This is a genomic window from Providencia sp. PROV182, from assembly GCF_028480325.1.
Taxonomy (GTDB): domain Bacteria; phylum Pseudomonadota; class Gammaproteobacteria; order Enterobacterales; family Enterobacteriaceae; genus Providencia; species Providencia hangzhouensis.
Window position 1 is genome coordinate 80,359 of the sequence record NZ_JAMPOL010000004.1, and the last position, 22,717, is coordinate 103,075.

At 38.7% G+C, this 22,717-nt stretch carries 22 protein-coding genes; 7 read left to right on the forward strand and 15 right to left on the reverse strand.

Features of this window, described 5'->3' with window-relative positions; translation table 11 throughout:
• Positions 1-46 precede the first annotated feature (46 nt).
• Entirely contained in the window at positions 47-1,393 is a 1,347-nt protein-coding gene (locus PR834_RS03240; protein WP_004260574.1) for an MATE family efflux transporter, read from the reverse strand.
• A 199-nt stretch (positions 1,394-1,592) separates the two neighbouring features.
• Here PR834_RS03240 and PR834_RS03245 point away from each other — a divergent pair, with 199 nt between their 5' ends.
• Positions 1,593-2,489 carry a diaminopimelate dehydrogenase gene (locus PR834_RS03245; RefSeq protein ID WP_096863289.1) on the forward strand — a complete coding sequence of 299 codons (897 nt, stop codon included), beginning with the start codon at positions 1,593-1,595 and terminating at the stop codon, positions 2,487-2,489.
• Positions 2,490-2,659: 170 nt separating this feature from the next.
• Positions 2,660-3,394, forward strand: coding sequence for a hypothetical protein (locus PR834_RS03250; protein ID WP_004260570.1), 735 nt, complete (start codon positions 2,660-2,662; stop codon positions 3,392-3,394).
• Between the two features lie 62 nt (positions 3,395-3,456).
• Here PR834_RS03250 and PR834_RS03255 read toward each other — a convergent pair whose 3' ends face one another.
• Entirely contained in the window at positions 3,457-4,284 is an 828-nt protein-coding gene (locus PR834_RS03255) for a phosphoenolpyruvate hydrolase family protein (protein ID WP_004260569.1), read from the reverse strand.
• Positions 4,285-4,296: 12 nt separating this feature from the next.
• Positions 4,297-5,514 (reverse strand): Tm-1-like ATP-binding domain-containing protein, encoded by a 1,218-nt coding sequence (locus PR834_RS03260; RefSeq protein ID WP_110592268.1) that lies wholly within the window; start codon positions 5,512-5,514, stop codon positions 4,297-4,299.
• A gap of 372 nt (positions 5,515-5,886) precedes the next feature.
• Between PR834_RS03260 and PR834_RS03265 the strand changes: the two genes are divergently transcribed.
• Positions 5,887-6,519, forward strand: coding sequence for a TetR/AcrR family transcriptional regulator (locus PR834_RS03265; RefSeq protein WP_004260563.1), 633 nt, complete (start codon positions 5,887-5,889; stop codon positions 6,517-6,519).
• Positions 6,520-6,715: 196 nt separating this feature from the next.
• Positions 6,716-7,765 (forward strand): AbrB family transcriptional regulator, encoded by a 1,050-nt coding sequence (locus PR834_RS03270; RefSeq protein ID WP_110592266.1) that lies wholly within the window; start codon positions 6,716-6,718, stop codon positions 7,763-7,765.
• Between the two features lie 59 nt (positions 7,766-7,824).
• Here PR834_RS03270 and PR834_RS03275 read toward each other — a convergent pair whose 3' ends face one another.
• Positions 7,825-8,172, reverse strand: a complete 348-nt coding sequence (locus PR834_RS03275; protein WP_096863287.1) for a YacC family pilotin-like protein — start codon at positions 8,170-8,172, stop codon at positions 7,825-7,827.
• A 240-nt stretch (positions 8,173-8,412) separates the two neighbouring features.
• Here PR834_RS03275 and cueO point away from each other — a divergent pair, with 240 nt between their 5' ends.
• Both cueO and hpt read left to right on the forward strand, forming a co-directional pair.
• The gene (gene cueO / locus PR834_RS03280; RefSeq protein WP_272515163.1) at positions 8,413-10,029 is read left to right on the forward strand and encodes a multicopper oxidase CueO; all 1,617 of its coding nucleotides are present in this window, start codon (positions 8,413-8,415) and stop codon (positions 10,027-10,029) included.
• A gap of 126 nt (positions 10,030-10,155) precedes the next feature.
• On the forward strand, positions 10,156-10,692 hold the full coding sequence (gene hpt / locus PR834_RS03285; protein WP_125891608.1) for a hypoxanthine phosphoribosyltransferase: 537 nt from the start codon (positions 10,156-10,158) through the stop codon (positions 10,690-10,692).
• A gap of 119 nt (positions 10,693-10,811) precedes the next feature.
• On the opposite strand, the gene PR834_RS03290 is transcribed toward hpt, so the two are convergent.
• The 8 genes from PR834_RS03290 to PR834_RS03325 form a co-directional block, all read right to left on the reverse strand.
• On the reverse strand, positions 10,812-11,357 hold the full coding sequence (locus PR834_RS03290) for a fimbrial protein (RefSeq protein WP_272536425.1): 546 nt from the start codon (positions 11,355-11,357) through the stop codon (positions 10,812-10,814).
• A 9-nt stretch (positions 11,358-11,366) separates the two neighbouring features.
• Positions 11,367-11,915, reverse strand: coding sequence for a fimbrial protein (locus PR834_RS03295; protein WP_165119655.1), 549 nt, complete (start codon positions 11,913-11,915; stop codon positions 11,367-11,369).
• Between the two features lie 16 nt (positions 11,916-11,931).
• The gene (locus PR834_RS03300) at positions 11,932-12,954 is read right to left on the reverse strand and encodes a fimbrial protein (RefSeq protein WP_196725286.1); all 1,023 of its coding nucleotides are present in this window, start codon (positions 12,952-12,954) and stop codon (positions 11,932-11,934) included.
• Positions 12,955-12,968: 14 nt separating this feature from the next.
• Entirely contained in the window at positions 12,969-15,551 is a 2,583-nt protein-coding gene (locus PR834_RS03305; RefSeq protein ID WP_196725285.1) for a fimbria/pilus outer membrane usher protein, read from the reverse strand.
• 21 nt (positions 15,552-15,572) lie between these two features.
• On the reverse strand, positions 15,573-16,250 hold the full coding sequence (locus tag PR834_RS03310) for a fimbrial biogenesis chaperone (RefSeq protein WP_272536426.1): 678 nt from the start codon (positions 16,248-16,250) through the stop codon (positions 15,573-15,575).
• Positions 16,251-16,299: 49 nt separating this feature from the next.
• A complete protein-coding gene (locus PR834_RS03315) occupies positions 16,300-16,845 on the reverse strand; it encodes a fimbrial protein (protein WP_004260526.1) in 546 nt (181 codons plus the stop codon).
• A 748-nt stretch (positions 16,846-17,593) separates the two neighbouring features.
• Positions 17,594-18,364, reverse strand: coding sequence for an ABC transporter permease (locus PR834_RS03320; RefSeq protein ID WP_004260522.1), 771 nt, complete (start codon positions 18,362-18,364; stop codon positions 17,594-17,596).
• The gene (locus PR834_RS03325; RefSeq protein ID WP_004260518.1) at positions 18,361-19,302 is read right to left on the reverse strand and encodes an ABC transporter ATP-binding protein; all 942 of its coding nucleotides are present in this window, start codon (positions 19,300-19,302) and stop codon (positions 18,361-18,363) included. Before PR834_RS03325 ends, PR834_RS03320 begins: the two co-directional genes overlap by 4 nt.
• Positions 19,303-19,559: 257 nt before the next feature.
• On the opposite strand from PR834_RS03325, the gene can reads away from it, so the two are divergent.
• Complete coding sequence (can, locus tag PR834_RS03330) at positions 19,560-20,234, forward strand: carbonate dehydratase (RefSeq protein WP_004260515.1); 675 nt, start codon at positions 19,560-19,562, stop codon at positions 20,232-20,234.
• Between the two features lie 176 nt (positions 20,235-20,410).
• Here can and panD read toward each other — a convergent pair whose 3' ends face one another.
• The 3 genes from panD to panB all read right to left on the reverse strand — a co-directional run bounded on the left by panD (position 20,411) and on the right by panB (position 22,713).
• A complete protein-coding gene (panD, locus tag PR834_RS03335) occupies positions 20,411-20,791 on the reverse strand; it encodes an aspartate 1-decarboxylase (protein WP_036958294.1) in 381 nt (126 codons plus the stop codon).
• 236 nt (positions 20,792-21,027) lie between these two features.
• Positions 21,028-21,891 carry a pantoate--beta-alanine ligase gene (gene panC / locus PR834_RS03340; protein ID WP_036958293.1) on the reverse strand — a complete coding sequence of 288 codons (864 nt, stop codon included), beginning with the start codon at positions 21,889-21,891 and terminating at the stop codon, positions 21,028-21,030.
• Between the two features lie 30 nt (positions 21,892-21,921).
• On the reverse strand, positions 21,922-22,713 hold the full coding sequence (gene panB, locus PR834_RS03345) for a 3-methyl-2-oxobutanoate hydroxymethyltransferase (RefSeq protein WP_036958292.1): 792 nt from the start codon (positions 22,711-22,713) through the stop codon (positions 21,922-21,924).
• Positions 22,714-22,717: the final 4 nt, after the last annotated feature.

Below are 22,717 nucleotides of genomic sequence, written 5' to 3' on the forward strand. Positions count from 1 at the left end.
AGTCCTGCCTATAATATTCGGCAGGACTGAGTGATAACTGCACAGATTAGCTTTCTACATCAAGACGCTTACTTTGCCACTTACGTGAACGCCAGCGCCATGCATTGGTTAAGCCGCGCAACCATTCATCAGCAAAGAAACCTAGCCAAATACCTAAGAGACCCATCTCCATTTTTATGCCTAAGAAGTAGCCTAATGGGATAGCGACGCCCCACATAAAAATAATAGCGGTACACAGAGGAAAGCGAGCATCGCCAGAGGCACGCAAGGCATTTACCATCACGATATTAATTGTTCTGCCGGGCTCTAAGAACACCGAAAGTAAAAATAATGGCAGCAGTACCTTAATAATACCTTGGTCATCAGTAATATTATTTAAGATAGGATCACGGAATAACCAAAAGGCAATAACGACACCAATTGTTACGTAAAAACCCATTTTAAGGCTTTTTACACCGCGCCTAAAGGCATCTTCAAAGCGTTTTGCTCCAACAAGGTGGCCAACCATAATTTCATTACCAATACTGATAGAGATCCCGAACAGCATGATAAACAATGATAATTGGAAATAGAGCGTTTGTGCCGCAAGAGACGTTTCCCCCATGAGACCGATAAACGCAGATGCGGTCATAAAATGGAGGATCCACACAAGATTTTCCCCCGCAGAGGGTAATCCAATATGTAAAATCTTACCCAACATTTTCCGTGACCAGTGTATTAACATCATTGGGACAAATTTAATTCTCAGCCCATAAAACAGTAGGCAGAAAAGTAAAATAACGGCAACAATACGCCCAACGACTGTTGACCAAGCAACGCCTTCAAGGCCGTATTGTGGTAAGCCGAAGAAACCATAAAGCACAATGATATTACCAAATACTGTAATCACATTAGCGATTAATGTGACCCACATTGCGGGTTGCGCTTTACCATAAACCCGCAAGCATGCCGCTAAAATAATTGAAATCGCTTCAGGGATTAAACAAATCCCTAGAATACGTAAATAAGTATAACCATCAGCCATTAAATGCGATGGCATATTCATAATAGTTAGAATGCTATAGCCAAAAAATAACGCAACTAATGCGCTGGAAAAACCAAGAATAAAGTTAAACGCGATTGAAATATGAATCGCTTGGCTGGCTTTTTCTCGGCGGCCTGCCCCTAGGTATTGGGCTATAACAACGCTACACCCCACACTGATAAAGTTAAAAATAGTGATAAATAGGTCAAACACTTGGTTTCCCACCCCCATAGCAGCAAGGTAGGCTGTAGACACGTGACTAACCATGTAGGTATTAATTAATAATGTGGCCAAATGAAGAAAAATATCGATAAAAATTGGCCAGCTGAGCGAAAAGAGTGACCGCTCAGTCACATCGGATTGATGCATTGAGAACCTTTATATATTCATGAATGATAGGGAAAGCTTTCTGATGGGCTAATTCTACATGGATTTCAACAATGAAAATAGGGTTAAAATGCGTCTGATTTAATTAGGCTAATGTTTTGTTTACTTTTAATTATTCTGTTAAATTCAATTTCGCTATAAATAATTTAATAAGCAACATCAGAACTGTATAGGAGCAAAAATGACAAAAATTAAAGCAGCAATAGTGGGCTACGGTAACATTGGTCGCTATGCACTAGAAGCTGTTCTGGCCGCTGAGGATTTTGAGTTAGTCGGGGTAGTTCGTCGCAATACGCAAGATATTCCTGCTGAGCTTTCTGGATATAAAGTGGTTGATGATATTGAAAAACTTGGGAAAGTGGATGTTGCACTCTTGTGTTCACCAACGCGTGCTATCGGCCCATTAGCAGCTAAAGTTTTGAGCCTCGGTATTAATACGGTTGATAGTTTTGACGTGCATTCAGATATTGTGGCGCTAAAACACAGCTTAGATGACGTTGCGAAACAGCATAATAGCGTGGCGGTTGTTTCTGCCGGATGGGATCCTGGCTCGGATTCGATTATGCGTACATTGATGCTAGCAATGGCACCAAAAGGGGTAACTTATACGAATTTTGGTCCAGGGATGAGTATGGGACACAGTGTGGCCGCTAAAGCTATCAATGGCGTAAAAGATGCCCTTTCTGTCACAATTCCATTAGGAACAGGGGTTCATCGTCGTATGGTTTATGTTGAATTAGACGGTGGCGCTAAGTTCGATGAGGTGGCTCAAGCGATTAAAGCAGACAGCTACTTTTCTTCTGATGAAACACATATTCGTCAGGTGGATAGCATTGATGCATTAAAAGATGTTGGGCACGGTGTGCAGATGACTCATAAAGGGGTTTCAGGCACAACACATAACCAGTTATTCGAATATTCAATGCGTATTAATAACCCTGCACTGACTTCTCAATTTATGGTTTCTGCCGCACGAGCGACGATGAAACAAGCAGCAGGCGCATATACAGTGATTGAAATTCCACCAGTGAATTTCTTACAAGGTGATTTAGATACGCTGATCGCCAAACTGGTTTAATTAAATTTAATCTATCTGTGGCATGACATTTATTCGTTCATGCCATCTTGTCGATATTTCTTACACTTTACCTCGCTTTGAACCAGCCATTCAGACTTTAGCCACTGTTTATTTTTTGTGTGATCAAGTAGCTTATTAATAAAGTGATATTGGTGAGATGGAGTGAGCTAATGGTAAAACCACCAAGGAATGGGAAAGATAAAAACCAAGGTTTTTTCCCAGAACAATCTTCAGTAAAAAGTGTGAAGGAGAACCCGCATTCTTTCAGTATTATTCGTGCTTTTTCTAAAATAATAAACTACGGTTTTTCATTGTTTTATGTTGGTTTTATTCTATCTGTATGGTTTTTTCCTGAATACTATACGGTAGAAATTATTTATAACCTGACGTTGATCCTGATTTTTGAATTTATTTTAGTTCACTCGGGCGTCTTTATGGCGGTATTTCGTGATTGGCGAGTATTAACGTTATTTGCTCTTTTCTATGGTCTTTTTGCACTGGCCATCAATATGTCAGTATTAGGTGATTCCCCATTAATTTTATATTTATACAGTGCCACTGTTGCCAATCGAATGCTTTTTGGTTTAACCAGCCGAACAGAGCAAGAACGTTCAGAAAATATGGGCTATTCAGCATTAATGGCACTCAATTTTATGTTCTGTATTTTCTCGGTGTTAATTTTATCTTTCCTCGTGCCTTATGGCGGATTAACGCCTGAATATTTAAGGTCGATTGACTATTATTCGAGTATTTCTAGCGGTGGTGAATTCCCGGAGAAACCCCATGTGGCTTTTGCCTTTGGCGTGCTCTACTTTGGTATGCCTATATTTATGGCTTGTCTAACACATTTCTTATGCAAAGGGCATTCTATTTACCAGAAAAAGGGAAGTAACTTTCGTGGCTAGAAAGATAAAAAAACGCCTACCGAAGTAGGCGCCTGGTGTTGGCAAAATATAAAGTAAAAAAACTAACGTGTAATTGATTTAAATTTTTGTGTGGTGGCGGTTAATGCTACTTCTGTTGGTAAACGTTCCATTGAGCTGGCACCATAGAAACCATGGCAATCAGGGCAGTTGGCTAAAATATATTCAGCATCTTCAGGGGTGGCTATTGGGCCACCGTGGCACAGAACAATCACATCTTCGCGTACTGATTTTGCCGCTTTTGCCCATTCATTGATTAGTGGAACGCAATCTTTGAGCGTCAGGGCGGTTTCTGCTCCAATATTCCCCCCAGTCGTTAGCCCCATATGTGGCACAATAATGTCGGCACCAGCTTTAGTCATCGCAATGGCATCTTCAGCGCTAAAAACGTAAGGCGTAGTGAGCAAATCTTTCTCATGAGCGAGACGGATCATCTCAACTTCTAACCCATAACCCATTCCGGTTTCTTCTAAGTTGGCGCGGAAATTGCCATCAATTAAGCCGACGGTAGGGAAATTTTGCACTCCTGCAAAACCTGTTGCTTTGATATCATCAAGGAATTTATCGAATTGGCAGAATGGGTCTGTTCCATTCACACCCGCAAGGACAGGAGTATGTTTTACTACGGGTAAAACCTCTTTTGCCATATCCATAACGATTTCATTCGCATTGCCATAGGCTAATAAGCCTGCAAGTGAACCTCTACCTGCCATGCGGTAACGGCCTGAGTTATAGATAACGATTAAATCGATACCGCCCGCTTCTTCACATTTAGCAGATAGCCCTGTTCCTGCGCCACCACCGATGATTGGTTCTCCCCGAGCAATCATGTCTCTAAATTTTTTTAATAAATCTGCGCGGTTATGTTTCATAGTTAACCTCTATTATTTGTTCAAAATTTCCTGGTGAAGCTGAATAACCTGGTCACAAAACTCTGTGGAGTTAATATGATAAGGACTCAAAATAAGTTGTCTTTTCTCTGTTATTATTAAATTTGCTGTTAAAGCATCAATGAAGGCTTGATCTGCGATAGGATCCCAAAATGGAGCACCATCAACATCTAATGCTGAAAAGCCTGCTGTTGGGATGATAAAGCGCACTTCACCATTACAACGATTTAATTTTTCTGCAATCCAACGACCCATTTGCTGATTTTCTTCTTTGGTCGTTCTCATTAAAGTGACTTGAGCGTTGTGATGATAAAATAAGCGATTTTGGTAGTGTTCGGGCACAGTCGAAGGGCGGCCGAAATTCACCATATCGAGAGCTCCACAAGACATCACGCAAGGGGTTTGAGTGCGTTCAATGGCACCAAAACGGTCTTCATCACAAGCTAATACCCCACCAAATAAATAATCACATACTTCGGTGGTTGTAATATCTAAAACAGAATGTAATAACTGGCTATCAATTAGTTTTTCCATGGCTTTGCCACCACTGCCTGTCGCATGGAAGACTAGACAGTCATATTGCGCCTCTAACTCTGTTGTGAGCTGCTGTACGCATGGGGTCGTTACTCCGAACATGGTTAGTGCAATTGCTGGTTTTAAGTCATGCGGTTGTTCTTCGTCGTCAAACCAAACAGCTCCTGCTATTTGATTAGCAGCATTTTTTAATACTTTGCGGGAAATGATATTCAAACCTGATACATCAGTGACGGAGTACATCATCGAAATATCACTCGCGCCGATATAACCAGAAATATCCCCTGATGCCATTGTGGAAACCATTAATTTTGGAATACCTACGGGCAATACTTGCATGGCGGGTGTAATGAGTGCGGTTCCACCCGAACCACCTAAACCAAGAATAGCGGCAACATCTGTTTGTGCGGCAAGATAAAGGCTGAAAGCCTGTGCCATAGCTTCAATGGCTTTACCGCGGTCACCACAGAAAACGGCCTCAGTACCAAGTGGATGAAAACTTGCGACAGTGTGTGCGCTGATATCTGCGTTTTTTTCTAATTGCGTTGGTTGTGTTGTCAGGTCAACAGTACGTACCGCCAATCCGGCGTTTTTGATTAATTCACTAACATAAAATAGTTCAGCACTTTTAGTGTCAAGCGTCGTTACAATATAAATAAAACCCGGATGTTTTTTCATATACAAACCCTTTCAGAGTAAAACGAGCGTTGAATTTTTCATCATAATGAGACTATAGTATCATTGCGGTTGATTGTAAAATGAGATTGTAGTCTCATTTTTGGTTTATTATGACGTTATTGACTGCTAATGTTTTTATCCTATTGATAAAATAGTATAAATTATTATTTATAGACCTGAGCTATTTTGAGTATATTTGGATATTTAAAAGATATAATTGTGATTGTTATGATTTTTGCTATTACTTTTAAATCACCTTTATGAATAATTTCTTTAAATCATCAACCAAGTGCATTTACCTATTCACACTTATATGTTTTCATGAGCTCTAACTCATTTTATAGTAAGTGACAGTATTTTAAGGATAAATTAATGTCTAAAACTAATTCACATTCAGAATACAAAGGGACACGAAAACGAACCTATGTATTGTTGATTAAGACGGCTTTAGATTTATTTGAAAAAGGGGCGATGCCTTCTGTTTCTGAGTTGGCACTTGAGGCGGGAGTTTCTCGTGCGACAGCTTATCGTTATTTTCCGACACAAGCCGATTTAATTACCGCAACGGTTAATGAAAGTTTAGGTCCTATTTTAACTTGGCGCCCGCAAAGTGAGCAAACCGAAGAGCGTATTGACGAGCTATTAACCTATGCTTTTCCACGTATGTTTGAACATGAAGGTGTTTTACGAGCCGCGCTGCAAGTATCATTACAGCAGTGGGCACAGGGGCGAGCAGCTCCACAAAGCATTAAAGATAAGCGTCTAGAACGCGGTAATCGTAAAGAAATTCTTGCAATGGTCACATCGCCAATGAAATCAGAATATCCGCAAGAGATTATTGATAAAGTGATTCGTGCTTTTTCTGTTATTTATGGTTCTGAAATATTTTTAGTACTAAAAGATATTTGGAAAATGGATGATGCACAAGTAACACAATTAGCACAATGGATGTCCAAAGCGGTTATGAACCAAGCTCATGCTGATAACATAAAGAGAAGGAAATAAATTTTTCACTGTACCGTGTCAATCTAAGTTAAAAAGATTTTTTCAGACCAAGTTAAAATAATAAGATCAAAACCTAATAAATAGATAAATGTTGGTGGATATCACTAGGGTGATAAATAAATAAAAACTAAAGCTATATGGCTTAAATAATATGATATAAATTAGGGATATAAAAAGACTTAATGGTTAATACCATATGAAGAAATTATTAAAAATGATAGGTGGGATTTCCATCTGTGCTTTAATCGGTGGCGGGCTTACTTACCTAGGAGTTCCCCTTGCATTGATGTTTGGCCCGATCATTGCCATTATCATTTTTCATCGTTTTGGTATTTCCTTCGCAATTCCTAAACACACCATTAGTTTTGTTCAAGTCACGTTGGGAACCTCTGTGGGCTTGATGTTCAATCAAGTATCTCTTAATGAAGCGGACAATTTATTTCTTTTATTATTGATGTTGGTTGTTTGTTTGGCTGTGCAATTTTCGTTTAGTTTTTTTTGGTTTTACCGGAAAGTCGGTTGGACAAAACAAGAGGCAATGCTTGGCTCTGTACCCGGTGCTATGGCGGCAATCCTCGCATTAACAGACCACACCCATACACCGCCTCAGAAAATTGTTATTTCCCATACAATTCGCTTAATTATTCTTATCTTATTAGCAGGAATTGTTGTTGGCAGTGATGGTGACCCACAACCGATAATAGAATTGCCAGAATTGACATTAATTTCAACGGGATGGCTACTGCTTATTATTGCTGTTGGGGTGATTTCAGGGGCCATTTTACAGCGTTTAAAAGTTCCTGCGCCTTTTATGTTGACGTCATTAGCGGCGGCAACACTCATTCAAGGTTGGGCTGATATCCCATTGAATTTTCCACTGATGTTGACTGAATTGAGTATGGTATTGATTGGGATGAACATTGGTAACCATTTCATTGTGTTCCCACTTTCCTCGTTGATTAAAAATATATACTCTTCAGCTCAAGTCGTGGTGGTTAATATCGTGCTGACTTTTCTTATCACGGTATTTGCATCTTGGATTACAGGCTATGATATTTCGGTGTTACTGTTAGCTTGGGCCCCAGGAAGTATGGAAGCGATGACATTCGCAGCAATTACCATGAATTTAGATGCAGGCTTTGTTATGTCAAACCATATTATCAGGATGGTAATTATTCAAAGTATTCCATCGATAGCTTTGTTTTGGCAAGAAAGAAGGCAGAAAAGAAAGAATAATTTAGAGTAAAGAAAGAAAACATGCAGGCGATATTTTGGCATGTTTTCTTGATGGGCTTTCTTATCAGCTTACTTGACGTAAGCAAAGAGGCCAAGAGAATCCCGTGCAAGGGACTGGCATTTAAACTCAGTGGTGAGTGGTATCCCTTTTAGGTCACTATAACTTTCTTTGTTAAGGGCGGTCATTTTTTCCGCATTATAGTTGCTAAGGTCCCATTTGTTACTTTTAGCAAAGTAAACAATGGCACGTTCAATTTCTCTATCTGGGATTTGTGAATACCCGCAATCATATTTTAGATAAATAAAAACAGCCGTGAGATCAGCAAGATCTTCAGCTTCGTTGTTGGAAAGGGCTCTGGCAGAATTGGTTATCCCTAACAGAGTCATTAAGCATGACATCAATATAAATTTGCGCATTCGTTATTCTATCTGTTTTCTATGTCAAGTTACGTTAGCATAAGAATAGAATTGTTAGTCAACTATATTTTTCTTAAATCCATGTAATAAACCCACATTTTTAGAGTGGCTTTATTGACCTTCCTGTAAGGGGAAGCTTTATCATACCTCCATTAAACCATGTTTTGCTTCGAAAGTGTAATTTGTCATAAATTACACCACTGATGATTATCGATTTGATAAATAAAAGGAAGGTTATCAATGCTACGTCGCGATTTTCTTAAGTTAAGTGCTATCACATATGCTGCAAGTGCGCTGCCTATTTGGAGCCGCATCGCGGTCGCAGCAGGAAATTATCCAACATTAGCGATTCCACCCTTATTGGAGCCTGATGTGCAAGGCAACATTCAGGTAGTTATTCAGCAGGGTGTTTCGCAATTTGTTCCAGGAAAGCAAACGACGACATGGGGTTATAACGGTAATTTATTAGGCCCTGCAATTAGTTTGAAAAATGGACAAAATGTTAATATCAATATTATTAACAAACTGGCAGAAGACACCACGGTTCATTGGCACGGTTTAGAGATTTCAGGTGAGCAAGATGGCGGCCCTCAAGCGATAATCCAACCAGATACAAGCCGTAAAGTGAATTTTACGGTAAATCAAAGCGAAGCGACATGTTGGTTCCATCCTCATACTCATGGAAAAACCGGCTACCAAGTGGCGATGGGGTTAGCTGGCCTTGTATTAATTAAAGATGATGACAGCACAAAACACGGCTTACCAAGCGATTGGGGTGTTGATGATATTCCTGTCATTTTGCAAGACAAACGCTTAAAAGATGATGGGCAAATTGATTACCAGCTTGATGTGATGAGTGCGGCTGTGGGGTGGTTCGGTGACATCATGCTAACGAATGGTGCTGTTTATCCTAAACATGTTGCCCCGAAAGGTTGGCTGCGCTTAAGGTTATTGAATGGCTGTAATGCTAGAAGTTTAAATATTTCCACCAGTGATGAACGTAAAATGTATGTCGTTGCGAGTGATGGTGGTTTATTAGCCGAGCCGATTGCGGTAACAGAATTACCTATCTTGATGGGAGAGCGTTTTGAAGTATTAATTGATGCCTCCGATGGTCGTGCATTCGATTTGGTAACTCTACCTGTCGGGCAAATGGGTATGACGATCGCACCATTTGACCAGCCTTTGCCAGTACTGCGTATTGAAACAACGTTGACGAAGGGAGAAGGTGACTTACCATCAACACTTGCAGCAATGTCTGCTATTCCTTCTCTTGCTGGCTTAAATCGCCGTCGTTTCCACTTAATGATGGATATGCGTTTGGACATGCAAGGCATGATGATGTTACGTGAAAAATATGGCGACCAAGCCATGGGTAACATGGGCGGTCATGGTGCAATGATGGGGAATATGAACCACGGTAACATGAATGCAGGTAATATGAACCATGGAAATATGAATGGCAAAATGGGAAGTGGCGGCCACTGTGGTACAGGTTCTGATGGTTTGGATATTCATAATGCGAATACTATAAATGGGCAAGTTTTCTCAATGACGCATCCCGCATTCAATGCCCCTATGAATCAGCAAGAAATTTGGGTCGTTTCAGGGCGTGGCGATATGATGTTGCACCCATTCCACGTCCATGGCACACGTTTTCGTATCCTAAAAGAAAACGGCCAAGCCGTAGCGCCTCATCGTCAAGGGTGGAAAGATATTGTTAAAGTGGAAGGGCAGGTGAGTGAAATTTTAGTCGAGTTTAAACACCCTGCAACTCAACAGCACCCTTATATGGCCCATTGCCATCTTTTGGAGCATGAAGATACAGGAATGATGTTGGGCTTCACTGTCAGTTAACAGCAATATTTATTTTCAGAGAAAATGCAGTGTGAAATTTTAGCACTGTATTTTCCTTTATTAGTATATGCGTGCTGCCTATGTTAAAATTACGTGCTTTCCATTCCCATAGATGCGTAATAGAAGATGAAACATACCCTTGAAGTGATGATCTCTGAAGAAGAGATTGCTCAACGAATTAGTGAATTAGCCGATAAAATTAGTGCTCATTATCAAAAGCTTGATGGTGAATTAGTCCTTGTTGGCTTGCTGAAAGGTTCATTTATTTTTATGGCTGATTTATGCCGTAAGATTGATGTTCCTCATGAAGTCGATTTTATGACTGTTTCAAGTTATGGCAATGCGATGACATCGAGCCGTGATGTTAAAATTGTCAAAGATTTGGACGAAGATATCCGTGATAAACACGTATTAATCGTTGAAGATATTATCGACTCTGGTAATACTTTAAATAAAGTTCGTGAAATTTTCGAATTACGTGGCCCTAAATCTGTCGCTATTTGTACATTACTGGATAAACCTTCACGTCGCGAAGTGCAGGTTCCTGTTGAGTGGATTGGTTATTCTATTGAAGACAAATTTGTGGTGGGTTACGGTATCGACTACGCTCAACAATATCGTCATCTGCCTTATATTGGTCATGTAACGTTACTTGAAGATTAATATTTGGTGACCTTATAAAGAAGAGCCGCGTTTAGCGGTCCTTCTTACTGTAGCTAGATAGTATAGGTTAGCAGTATACTGAGCGCCACAGTAGGGCGCTTTTCCTACTTTGCAATTTATTATTCGTAAGTCACTTCTACGTCCATAGTCGCATTGGCTTTACCTGGAAGAATCGTTTTTTCCATTTGTATATAATACGAGTTAAAGTATATCGATAGTTTTCCGTCAACATTTGACGGAGAAACCAAAGTACCACGGCCACCTATTACCATCCTATACCACAGCGTACGGTTATTACTGTATTCTATTCTTATTCCAACACCTCTGGCTCTATCAGAAGAGCTATCTATGTCTAGAACTGTGTCAGAACCTGAATATCGACTTCCTTGAAGAGCAATATTAATTTTAGTGTCTTTATCGCAATCAAAATCAATCTGCCATCTCACATCTTTGCTTTGCGTGTTGACACCACTACCAAAGCCAGACTGGCCAATAGTATAATCACCAAGATGAACATTTTGTATTCTTGATGATTGGACGGAGCAGGTATTAGAAGACACTCGTCCTGTAATATTAAAAATGGCATCGTAACTAAATGATTTAACAGAAAATAATGATATCATTATTACAACGCAATGAATTGCATATTGAGTTTTTTTATTCATTGCTTCCCCTTAATTATTTCGTACAACGAATGTAATAGAGGCATTTGCCGTACCTGGTGTTGCGCTATTTGCTAATTGCTTATAGCGTGCGCGCAATTGAACTGTATTAGTTCCTGAAGTTGTCCCTGCCGCACTAATTAAGGTGCTGACTTCATTTGCATTTTTCGCTTCCCAACGTTTGCGCTCGGGTGAATAAGCTTCAACTTGAATTGCCATTCCGCTCGCTGAACCTTCAGTCTGATCCAACTCAAATAGCTTTCTATCTAGTGCAGCAGGGGTTCCTTCTAAGGCGCCACTCACTTGTCGATTTACTGTTGAACAATTAAAAACCAAATCAAATTCCACCCAATCCGTCACTGAGTTACGAGGGAAGTTGCTTCCATCACCTTCTAAAAACCACATTCCTAAATCAACACCTTGCGCAGCAGAAGATATGCTACACGTTTCACCTTTAATCGAACCTGTGAAATTCACCTTGATATAGGCATCCACAGCCATCACATTCATTGGCATTAGAGATATAAAAAACAGTACAAATAGATTTAAATTATGTTTCATAAATAATGACCCTTGATTATTTATACACAAGGGTAACCGTAACCTGTGCATTACCATGAGTTGCCTTCACTTCATTTGATGTTTTGACATATCTGAATTCAAATGTTTTTGTGACAATGGGGCTCAGACTTGCTTTATCCAGCAAGGAATAGACATAATTGTTGGATAAGGTACGGTCTCCTCCTAATTTCAATGGGGAAGATTGACCCGCTTCGTATACTCGCACCGCAAACCCAGGGTTTTCGCTTTCATTTTCTAAATAAATAATATCTGTATTTATATTACTTGGATGCAAGTTATCCGCTACGGTGTAGGCTACAGACATGATGGTAGGGCAGTTAATCGTAATCGACTGTTGAGCATGGCCAAAGGTATCTCCTATATTTAACGAGCGAACTTTAGCGATGTCATGGACGCCGAGGTCGACCGATTGTCGAACTGATGAAACTGCACAAGTGCGTTGTGCCCATGAAATCAATGTTGATGCAGGCAATATTTCCCCTACTGATGAGACCCAATTCATATCACCACTGCATTGCACTTTGACTGGATTAAAATGTGTAACAGCTTTATCCGTTCCTTCAATATCTCCTTGAACGGTTTTGACATACATCATTCGTGTTTCAAGTTGTAGCGATGATGAGCCATCAATGGCACTAATTTCGCTATTATTTCCTGTTAATGGATACCATTGGCTCGTTCCTTTTTGCCTTAATGCCATGACATAACCCACGCCATTAATGCCAGTGCTAAAAACGGGGTAACTCCCTGATCCATCATTAATCACCATTCCTACGGGTTGGCTATTTACTTGAGGAGTAAAATTAAAGTTTCCCGGCCCTTCAGCAACACATAATTCTTGATTCCCTGTAGATTCAAATTGCTTCCAGCCATTACCCAATATCGCTTCACGGGGAAGTTTATGAGCTGCCGTATCAATTTCTAAATCCCCTAAATTGATACGAAACTGCCCGACACTGAGCGCGTTAAATGAAAACAAGGTAATACCAACCAAAGCAATAATTTGTTTTATATTCATATTCAAAACCTATTTTATTGGCAGTTGACGGGCAATATGGGTAAATGATGCTTCAAGTGTTCAGCGGTTAATTTATATTCGGCAACACACTGATCTTCTTGGTTTTTACCCCATTTAATTTGTAGCCGCCCTTGCTCTGGCATCCCACTGAGATACACATCACCATTATCACCGACAATACCTGAGCTCATATTTTGGTCATCACTTTGAGCGAATTGGGCCATTGCACCGAAAGGCACTGGTTTTCCATTATGAGTAACATTAAATAATAATCGGTAACCGACATGAGTTTGGTAGCTTGCCAAAATTGCGGCGCCTTTTGTTGGTACCGCATTAACTGTATTGGTTTTTAATTCAACATTTTCAGGTAAAGAGTCAATGTTGAGGGATATTTCATTTTTAGTATAAGGATTGAGATAAGGCACAATGGCGTAACCTCGAGAATCGGTTGAAATATTAGCTCGATTTAAAACTTGCACATTTTCCGCACCCGGAGCTCGAATAATCGCGAAAGAATCATAGATAGGCTGAGCTAAAGTGATGCCATATGGATGAGCAACAACCGCCCCTGTTAAACCGTAGTTTGCTCGCTGTGAATATCTATCATAGCCATAGGCCGCATTAGCAACACCGTAACTTCCTCGATAAGATGCCGAGGCATTTCCACTACCACGAGTTTCTTTATTTCCATATGACTGCTGAACAGCGTAATTAATATTATTTTTTTCGCCAAGAGTACCACTTACTCCCATCATTGCGTCTGCATTGCCGCTGTTATCCGCTGTAATACTACTATTTATCGATGTGTAATTGCCGGATGTATTATTAAGTGGAATAGAAACTGAAAAAGAGAAGTAATTATCAGCTTTACGTTGATAAGCACTATCAGAATAACTGTAATTAAAGTTATAAGTGATCCCATCAAAGCTTTTGTTATAACCTGCATTTAATGAGCGTTCTTTACCCGAACGGTTCCAATAATCTTGCTGATAACTAGAAAAATAAATATTACCGAATTCATTTAGTGACTGATTTAGTGAGATTTGAAAGCGATTTTTTTTATTATCGCGATATATTTTAGGTTGATTACTGTTAGCTTCACTGAATGAATAAAAACCTTCCGTTGAGTAACGATAGTTAGCTAAAGTTACAGATGTACCAGTCGAGGTCACGTTTTTGGAGTATTGAAAACGATATGACTGCCCACTGTCGGTATCTTCTTTCCCTAATAAATTTTGGCTATTTGCTTGTGTAACATCAGCCGATAGTGCTCCCAAACTACCTAAATTAATTCCCATTCCTATCGCATAAGATTGGTAATTTTTTGATAGTAAAGTTCCAACGTACCCAGTAATACCTTTTGGTAACCCATAAATAAAAGTACTTTGCAGGAAATCAGGTTCTACTTCACCGGAGGCATTAGATTTATATTTTCCCCCCGTTAATGAATACTTGAGTTGCCCTTCTCGCTGCATAATAGCAATTGATGAGAACGGAACAGTAAATGAGCGTTCAGTACCATCCGCTTCTTTAATTATAACGGTTAAGTCACCGCTAGTCCCTGTTGGGTATAAATCATCAATTTCAAATGCACCTGGAGAGACATAGGATTGATAAATAACATAGTTATTTTGTTTAATCGTAACTTCTGCGTTACTTTGAGCTATTCCCCTAATAATGGGAGCAAAACCTCTCATTGAACTAGGTAGCATGGATTCATCACTTTGTAATTGAATACCACGGAATTGAAAACCATCAAAAATCTCACTTGGTGTCGCTGTGTCACCAATCACTAATTGAGATTTTAAGAAATTAATCCCTCTTTCTAAGCTAGTCTCAATGTTTTTCCATTCGCGTTCTCCACTATTATCCGTATAAGTCGAATAGTTTTTTAAACGCCATGGGCCTAGATTTCCAGTGCTACGAAGGTTGAAATAATGAGAGTTTGTATCTTTGGCGTTATTACGACTCCAATTGTTTGAACCACTATAATAATAATTTAAGATTAAAGCAGGAACACCATTTTCCCATTGACTAGCGGGAACAGTACCTAATGCTTGTTTATTCATAGCAATTTGAGGTATTGAGATATTCAGCTTCTGTTGATTTAATTCAAGCGTAGATTTTGCCTCGGATATATATTCGCCTATTGGGCCTATATATTGCCCAGCAGAAAGTGCAGCCAATGCTGGAATAGAATTAACTTTAACTCCCCAAAGTGCTAATTCTTCTTTTGTTATGCGTGGAATTAATTGGCTTGATTTATCATCCTTAACAAATTCGATAACCTTAGAATCCATTAAAATACCATTTACGATAATATCGACATGATATTCTCCCGCTAACTGGCCTCCAGGGTTAGCAAACTGGTCTAAATTAGGTAGATCTGCAATATTTTGGCCATCAATGACGCTGAGTGAGCTAGGACTAAAATAATCTTCCGCAGATACATGACTAATGCTTATTCCAGCCAAAATTATTGCAGTTACTACCTGACATATTTTTTTTAATCGAAAATAAGTTACCCCATTATGCAAATCGGTTATCGCGTCATAATGACGATTTAATGGATGTTGCTTTCTTGAAATGCAGCGCATAATGAATGTTCTTCCAACTGATTATTTTAATGTCTGAGTTTTCGCTTTCGTTATCGTTCCATGGTCATTAATTGCACTCCAAGTAACTTGGTTTGCTTGAGTTCCCGAAATATTCCATGACGCTTCGCCCAGAGGAGGGACCATGCCTGGTTCTGCAATTTCTTTATTACCAACCTTCAACTCCCCGAATGAAACATAATAAGGCGTTGGATTATTTGCTTTTAAATAGCTTCCTTGTTTTTTAAAGGTTAATTTTTCATACGCAATTAATGCTTCTGCTGTTGGTAAATCTGCAGGGCGATAAAATAATTTAATCTTGTTATTAATTGAAATCGTTAAATTATTTGTTGCATTTGGGTCAGATGGTGGAATTGATTTAACATTTAGCCAATAAACTGATTCTTTATCAGAGGGTAACTGAGAATCTGTTAAAACAATTCGAACAGCATTGGCTGATTCAGGTTCAATGCGAAAAAGTGGAGGAGTTACAGTAAACGGTACTTTTTGCTTATCATTATTATTAAAATTATTTACCCAAGATTGTACAAGATAAGGTGTTTTGTCATCATTTCTCACTGAAATTGAAGCTTCTTTCTTATTGCCTTCATAAATAACACGAGTGCCACCTAAAATAACACTGGCGTTTGCATTAAGAGTCGTCATAAATAAAAGCGCTAATGAAATGAGATGCTTTTTCAAAATTTTCCCCTATAAAAAGAGGGAACGAATGTTCCCTTAATTCAGTGAACTATTGGTTATATTGAATAGTGACAGTAACGTCAGCGTTTGCTTTACCAGCAGTAACTTCATTTGCGGTTGTAACGTAACGCGCATAATATGTTTTTTCGCCACTATTACCTTTCAAATCAATACCATCAGCTTCTGTGTCTGGAGTATAGAAATTTGTTCCGTTAACATCACCAGAAATACCAATACCAACACCTTCAGCCTCATTGACAGCATATAATTGGTTGTTATCTGGGTGTGCGGTTCCTCCGAAGGTGACGCGAGCACGTGCTAATGTTGCAGGGCAGCCACTCAAGCCTATTGTTAAAGGAACTGCATCAGTTAATTCACCGACTTTATCGAAGGTGTTAGTCATCCAAGTGCCAAGTTGCACTACACCTTCATTTTTGTTTGTATTATTAACTTCAATAGTACAAGTCGTATCAATAAATTGACCTTTGAAATTTATGGTGCCTTTAGCATTACCGCTATCAATTGCAGCATGTGCCACACTTGATAATGAAACCATAATAATTGATGCCATTAATACTGACTTTTTAAAAATCATAGGAACCTCTTATCTATCTAGTAAAGAATCATTAATTATATTCAGGTTAGATGACTAAGTTATTTTTTAATAACTATTATCCCATATATTTCACACATCAAAATTATATTAGTGTTTTTAAAGTAAATCCATTAAACGAGTAATTTTAAGTATTTTACTTAAATTGCGATGTTTAACTTTGAAATAACACTTTTAAGTTAATAATATAGATGAATAATCCAATAAACTGATATTTTCTTAACTGTTAACGATAACAATTATATTAAAATTAAATTTAAATATTATTTAAGTAACTGTAACATTGTATTTCGTTTGAAATATAATTTAACGGATATATGCAGGCCAATATTCTTATTATACGAGATGCGTGGTATTAAAAATTTCCAAAGTTGGTATTTAAGGTGTTTAAAGCTTATTTGCTGTAGGGGAAATGTGAAAACTCATAAGATATGATCTGGCAGTGCTATAAAATCACCTTTTTATTTTTACCTTTTCCAGGTAAATAAAATGAATGATAAGACCATGAATTTTAATGTTTTCAATAAGAAACTATTTATGGTTTAAATTAAAGGGGTAGTAAACTCTCTTTAATATATAATTTTTTATTAAATTTACTTTAGTTTTGATTTTTTATCGAGAATATTCTTTGCTTGATTAAGTGATTTTACTTAAAAATAAAAGGCCATATCTAATTAGCTGAATGACAACGATAGATATGACCTTTTTATTATTTATAATCTAGGCTAAATTAACTGCGTAACCCTCTACCTTGTTCAATCAAATACCAAGTTAGTAAATAAAAAACTATCAAGAAAATCATCAGTACACCAAGAGTAATTGCGATTGATACATCTGCAATACCTAGGAATCCATATCTAAATCCACTAATCATATACACGATAGGGTTTAATTTAGATATAGCCTGCCAAACTGGCGGTAATAAGGATAGCGAATAAAAGACACCACCTAAATAAGTTAACGGTGTTAGGACAAAAGTAGGAACGATACTGATATCATCAAACGTCTTAGCAAAAATTGCATTTAATAGCCCAGCAAGTGAAAATACAATAGCGGTTAGCAACAAGGTTACTACAACCATAACCCATGAATGGACTTGTAGTGGAATAAAAAATAGTGACACTAACGTGACTAAAAAACCAACTAGGATCCCACGAGCAACACCTCCACCAACAAAACCAGCAATAATTATGTGTGTTGGAACAGGTGCAACCAGTAACTCTTCAATATTCTTTTGAAATTTAGAACCAAAAAATGAAGAGCAGACATTAGAGTAAGAGTTAGTGATAACTGCCATCATGATTAACCCCGGAACTATAAATTGCATATAGTCCACACCACCCATATCACCAATTCTTGAGCCAATTAAATTACCAAAAATGACAAAGTATAGTGACATTGTAATGACTGGTGGTAATAAGGTTTGTACCCAGATACGACCAAATCGAGTGACTTCTTTTATCCAAATAGTTTTTAATGCTACCCAGTACAATGAGATCATTTTACAATCTCCTTCTCGGCCGCATGGCTTTCTTTTTTGACTAAATTAACAAATAACTCTTCCAAACGGTTCGCTTTATTACGCATACTTAAAATTTGTACACCTTGCTCGCTGAATTGGCTAAAAACACTATTTAGGCCTTGCTCTCTTTTTACATCCACTTCAAGTGTTGATGTGTCTATCAAACGAGATTCATACCCTAATAATTGAGGAACAGGACTTTTGGGCATTAGATCAAAAATAAAAGTTTCTGATTCTAGTTGGCTAAGTAGTTGTTTCATACTTGTATTTTCAACTAGCTCACCATGTTGAATAATACCAATATTACGACACAGCATTTCAGCTTCTTCTAAATAGTGAGTTGTTAAAATGATTGTCGTCCCTTGAGCGTTTAGATTCTTCAAAAATGTCCACATAGAACGACGTAACTCGATATCCACTCCTGCTGTTGGCTCATCGAGTATTAATAATTTTGGTTGGTGCATTAAAGCACGAGCAATCATTAAACGGCGTTTCATTCCACCTGATAGATTGCGGGCACGCTCATTGCGTTTTTCCCATAAATCAAGTTGAGTCAGATACTGTTCGGCACGTTCTACAGCAACTGAACGAGTGACTCCATAGTAACCCGCTTGGTTAAGGACGATTTGTAGTACTGTCTCAAAAGGGTTGAAATTGAATTCTTGAGGCACTAAACCAAGTTGTTGTTTTGCTTGTACAACTTGCTTTTCTAAATCATAACCAAAAACTTTTACACTCCCACTCGTTTTATTCACTAATGAGCTGATAATCCCGATTGTAGTTGATTTACCTGCACCATTTGGTCCTAGCAAAGCATAAAAATCGCCATCTTCAACGCTTAAGTCGATTCCTCGCAAGGCTCTTACACCACCGGGGTAGGTTTTGGTTAACTGCGATAATTCAAGTGCATATGTCATATGTAAAAAAAACCTTTATTCTTAAGATAGTTTGGCGGCAATATATCCTAATGATGCCACTTTTTTCTGTCCTATGTTATGCAGAAAAGAGATAATTAATTTATCTAAGATAATTCAATATGTTACTAATTTAGGGTTGTTTTGTCTAAAGGAGAGGTTCATCATAAGGGCATTAAAATTAGTATAACTAATTATTAATTAATCAATAAATGCTGTATAAGATTTTATCGCAAAGTAACACAATTAGGCTATAAGTCATGATGAGAAAAATAGAAGAACTGTTTGCTAACAATGAAGCATGGTCAGCATCAGTAAAAGAGCAAGATCCTGAATTCTTCAAAGAATTATCAAAAGCACAAAAGCCAAGATTCTTATGGATAGGCTGCTCAGACAGTCGAGTACCTGCAGAAAAGCTAATTAACGCAGCACCTGGCGACCTTTTTGTTCACCGTAATGTTGCTAATTTAGTTATCCACACGGATCTTAATTGTTTATCTGTTATTCAATATGCCGTTGATGTCTTACAAGTTGAGCACATCATTATTTGTGGTCACTATGGTTGTGGTGGTATTGAAGCGGCTGTTGATAATACCGAACTCGGCTTAATCAATAATTGGTTATTACACATACGTGATATTTGGTACAGACACAGCTCTATGTTAGGTGAATTAAAACCTTGCGAGCGACTTAACCGTTTATGTGAACTAAATGTTGTGGAACAAGTTTATAATTTAGGCCACTCTACCATTATGCAATCAGCGTGGAAACGCGGTCAAAAAGTCATGATCCACGGTTGGGTCTACGGTATTAACAATGGCCGATTGCAAGACCTTCATATTACGGCGGATAGCAGAGAAAAACTTGAACTTTGTTACCGTGAAGCAATTGCGACATTAACGCAAAAAAATAATTTAAGTAAAAAGGATTGCTAAATTGCCCTCTGATTGCTGGTAAACCTATTATGTCATCAGCAATTAGAGCAAGTTTTAAAGTAAACCCCAAAAAAACCAACTTATTGATTTTGGGCTGATAAAACAAAGCGGGAAAAATAGGTATTTATCCCGCTTTATCAACAATCTCAAGCGCCATAGAAGGGTGCTTTCTTATATTAAGCGACTTGTACAGGCACTGCTTTAGCAACCCTGCTCATGACATTGTTTTCATCAAAATAAGCAACCTTCGGTTTATGCGTGCGCGCATCTTCATCGTCAATTTGTACATATGAACAAATGATGAGTTTATCGCCTACCGCAGCACGGCGTGCAGCAGCACCATTTACTGAGATAATTTTTGAACCGCGCTCGCCAGAAATCGCGTAGGTTGAAAAACGCTCACCATTATCGACGTTATAGATATCAATGGCTTCATATTCAAGGATCCCAGCAGCATCCATGAAGTTCTGATCAATCGCACATGACCCTTCGTAGTGTAGGTCTGCCTGTGTGACTGTGACGCGATGGAGTTTACCTTGTAACATTCTTCTTAACATTTCTTCTTCGTCCTTCAAATTGCAGCGTTGTTGACTACGTACGTTCGCCCTAGTCACATACTTATGTATGCTCCTAGGGACTCACTTACTTGCCGCCTAGCTGCAATCTGAATGACTTTGAATAAAATCATAGTGCCTTCAAAACTGCAGCGTTGTTGACTACGTGTATATAAGTCGCAACAGGCTTAGCAACGCAGCAAGATGGTTGCTGTGATAGTGTTATAAGTCTTATTGTTTTATGCAATATCGCGTTGCAGGTCAACTTGTAAATTGTCAATAAGACGCGTTTGACCTAACCATGCCGCCATTAAAATAACCGCACGTTTACTGGAATCACCAAGTGGTAACAACGTCTCTGCATCGCGAATAAATAGCTCATCAGGAGTAAAACTGGCTTCACGTAAGCTATTATTCATCTCTTCAATAATAACCTCAGATGCGCTAGGTTCAGCCACTAATTTTTCACCCGCTTGTTGCATAATTTGATACAGCTTAGGCGCTATTTTTAGCTCTTCTGCTGACAAATTATTGTTACGTGAACTCAGTGCTAGGCCATTTTTAGCTCTAACCGTTGGGACACTAACAATTTGAGTATCAAATGATAAGTCAGAAACTAATTTGCGAATTAATTGCAACTGTTGGTAATCTTTTTCACCAAACAAGGCAATATCTGGCTGAACTAAGTTGAATAGCTTAGTGATAACCGTTGCGACACCTCTAAAATGACCGGGACGGCTTGCGCCTTCTAACATGGTCGATAACTCAGGAACTTCAACAAAAGTCTGTTTTTCCATCCCTTCTGGGTAGAATTCTTGCGGGGAAGGGGCAAAAACTAAATTGATATCACGACGCTTTAATTTTTCGCAATCTTCTTGCAAAGTTCGTGGGTAATTGGCTAAATCAGATTGCCTATCAAATTGCATAGGGTTCACGAATACACTGGCAATCACAATATCAGCCTGTTTTTTCGCTTGGTCAATGAGTGTTAAGTGACCATCGTGTAAATTACCCATCGTTGGGACAAGTGCAATACGTTTACCTTCTTGTTTCCAACGACGAATTTCACGGCGTAAGATAAGTGCCGTTTCAACGATAAGCATACGTGTGTTCCTTATAATTACTGGCATCAATTAAGAAAAAGAATGTGCTTCACTTGGGTAAATGCCATCTTCTACTTCTTGGATATACATACGAATAGCATCATGAAGGTTGCCTGCTTGAGCTAAAAAGTTTTTAGCAAATTTAGGCGCTCGTGCGGTAATACCCAGTGCATCATGCATAACAAGGATTTGTCCATCAGTTCCATTTCCTGCGCCAATACCAATCACCGGTAATAGCAGTTCTTCAGAAACATGACTTGCTAAGGCAGTTGGAACACATTCGAGAACTAATAATTGGATACCTGCATTTTCTAATGCAATCGCATCTTTGAGTAATTGATTTGCCGTGACCTCATCGCGTCCTTGGACTTTATAACCGCCAAGAACGTTCACGGCTTGTGGTGTTAAACCGAGATGACCACACACAGGAACAGAGCGTTCTCCTAGCATTTTTACGGTATCACATAACCAGCTGCCACCCTCAATTTTCACCATGTTTGCACCCGCTTGCATCAAAATTGCTGCATTAGAACAAGCTTGTTCTGGTGTGGCGTAACTCATGAATGGCATATCTGCAATAATGAAGGCGTTTGGTGCACCTTTGCGAACGCATCGGGTGTGGTAAGCAATTTGCTCGACGGTCACAGGTAAAGTAGATGATTCACCTTGGATCGTCATTCCCAGTGAGTCTCCAACGAGCATCACCTGAATACCTTGCTCATAAAATAATTGAGCAAAGCTTGAGTCATAGGCTGTCATGGTTGCAAATTTGTGTTTGTCTTTTTTAAACTGACATAAATCAGCCAGAGAAATTGGTTTCATTATA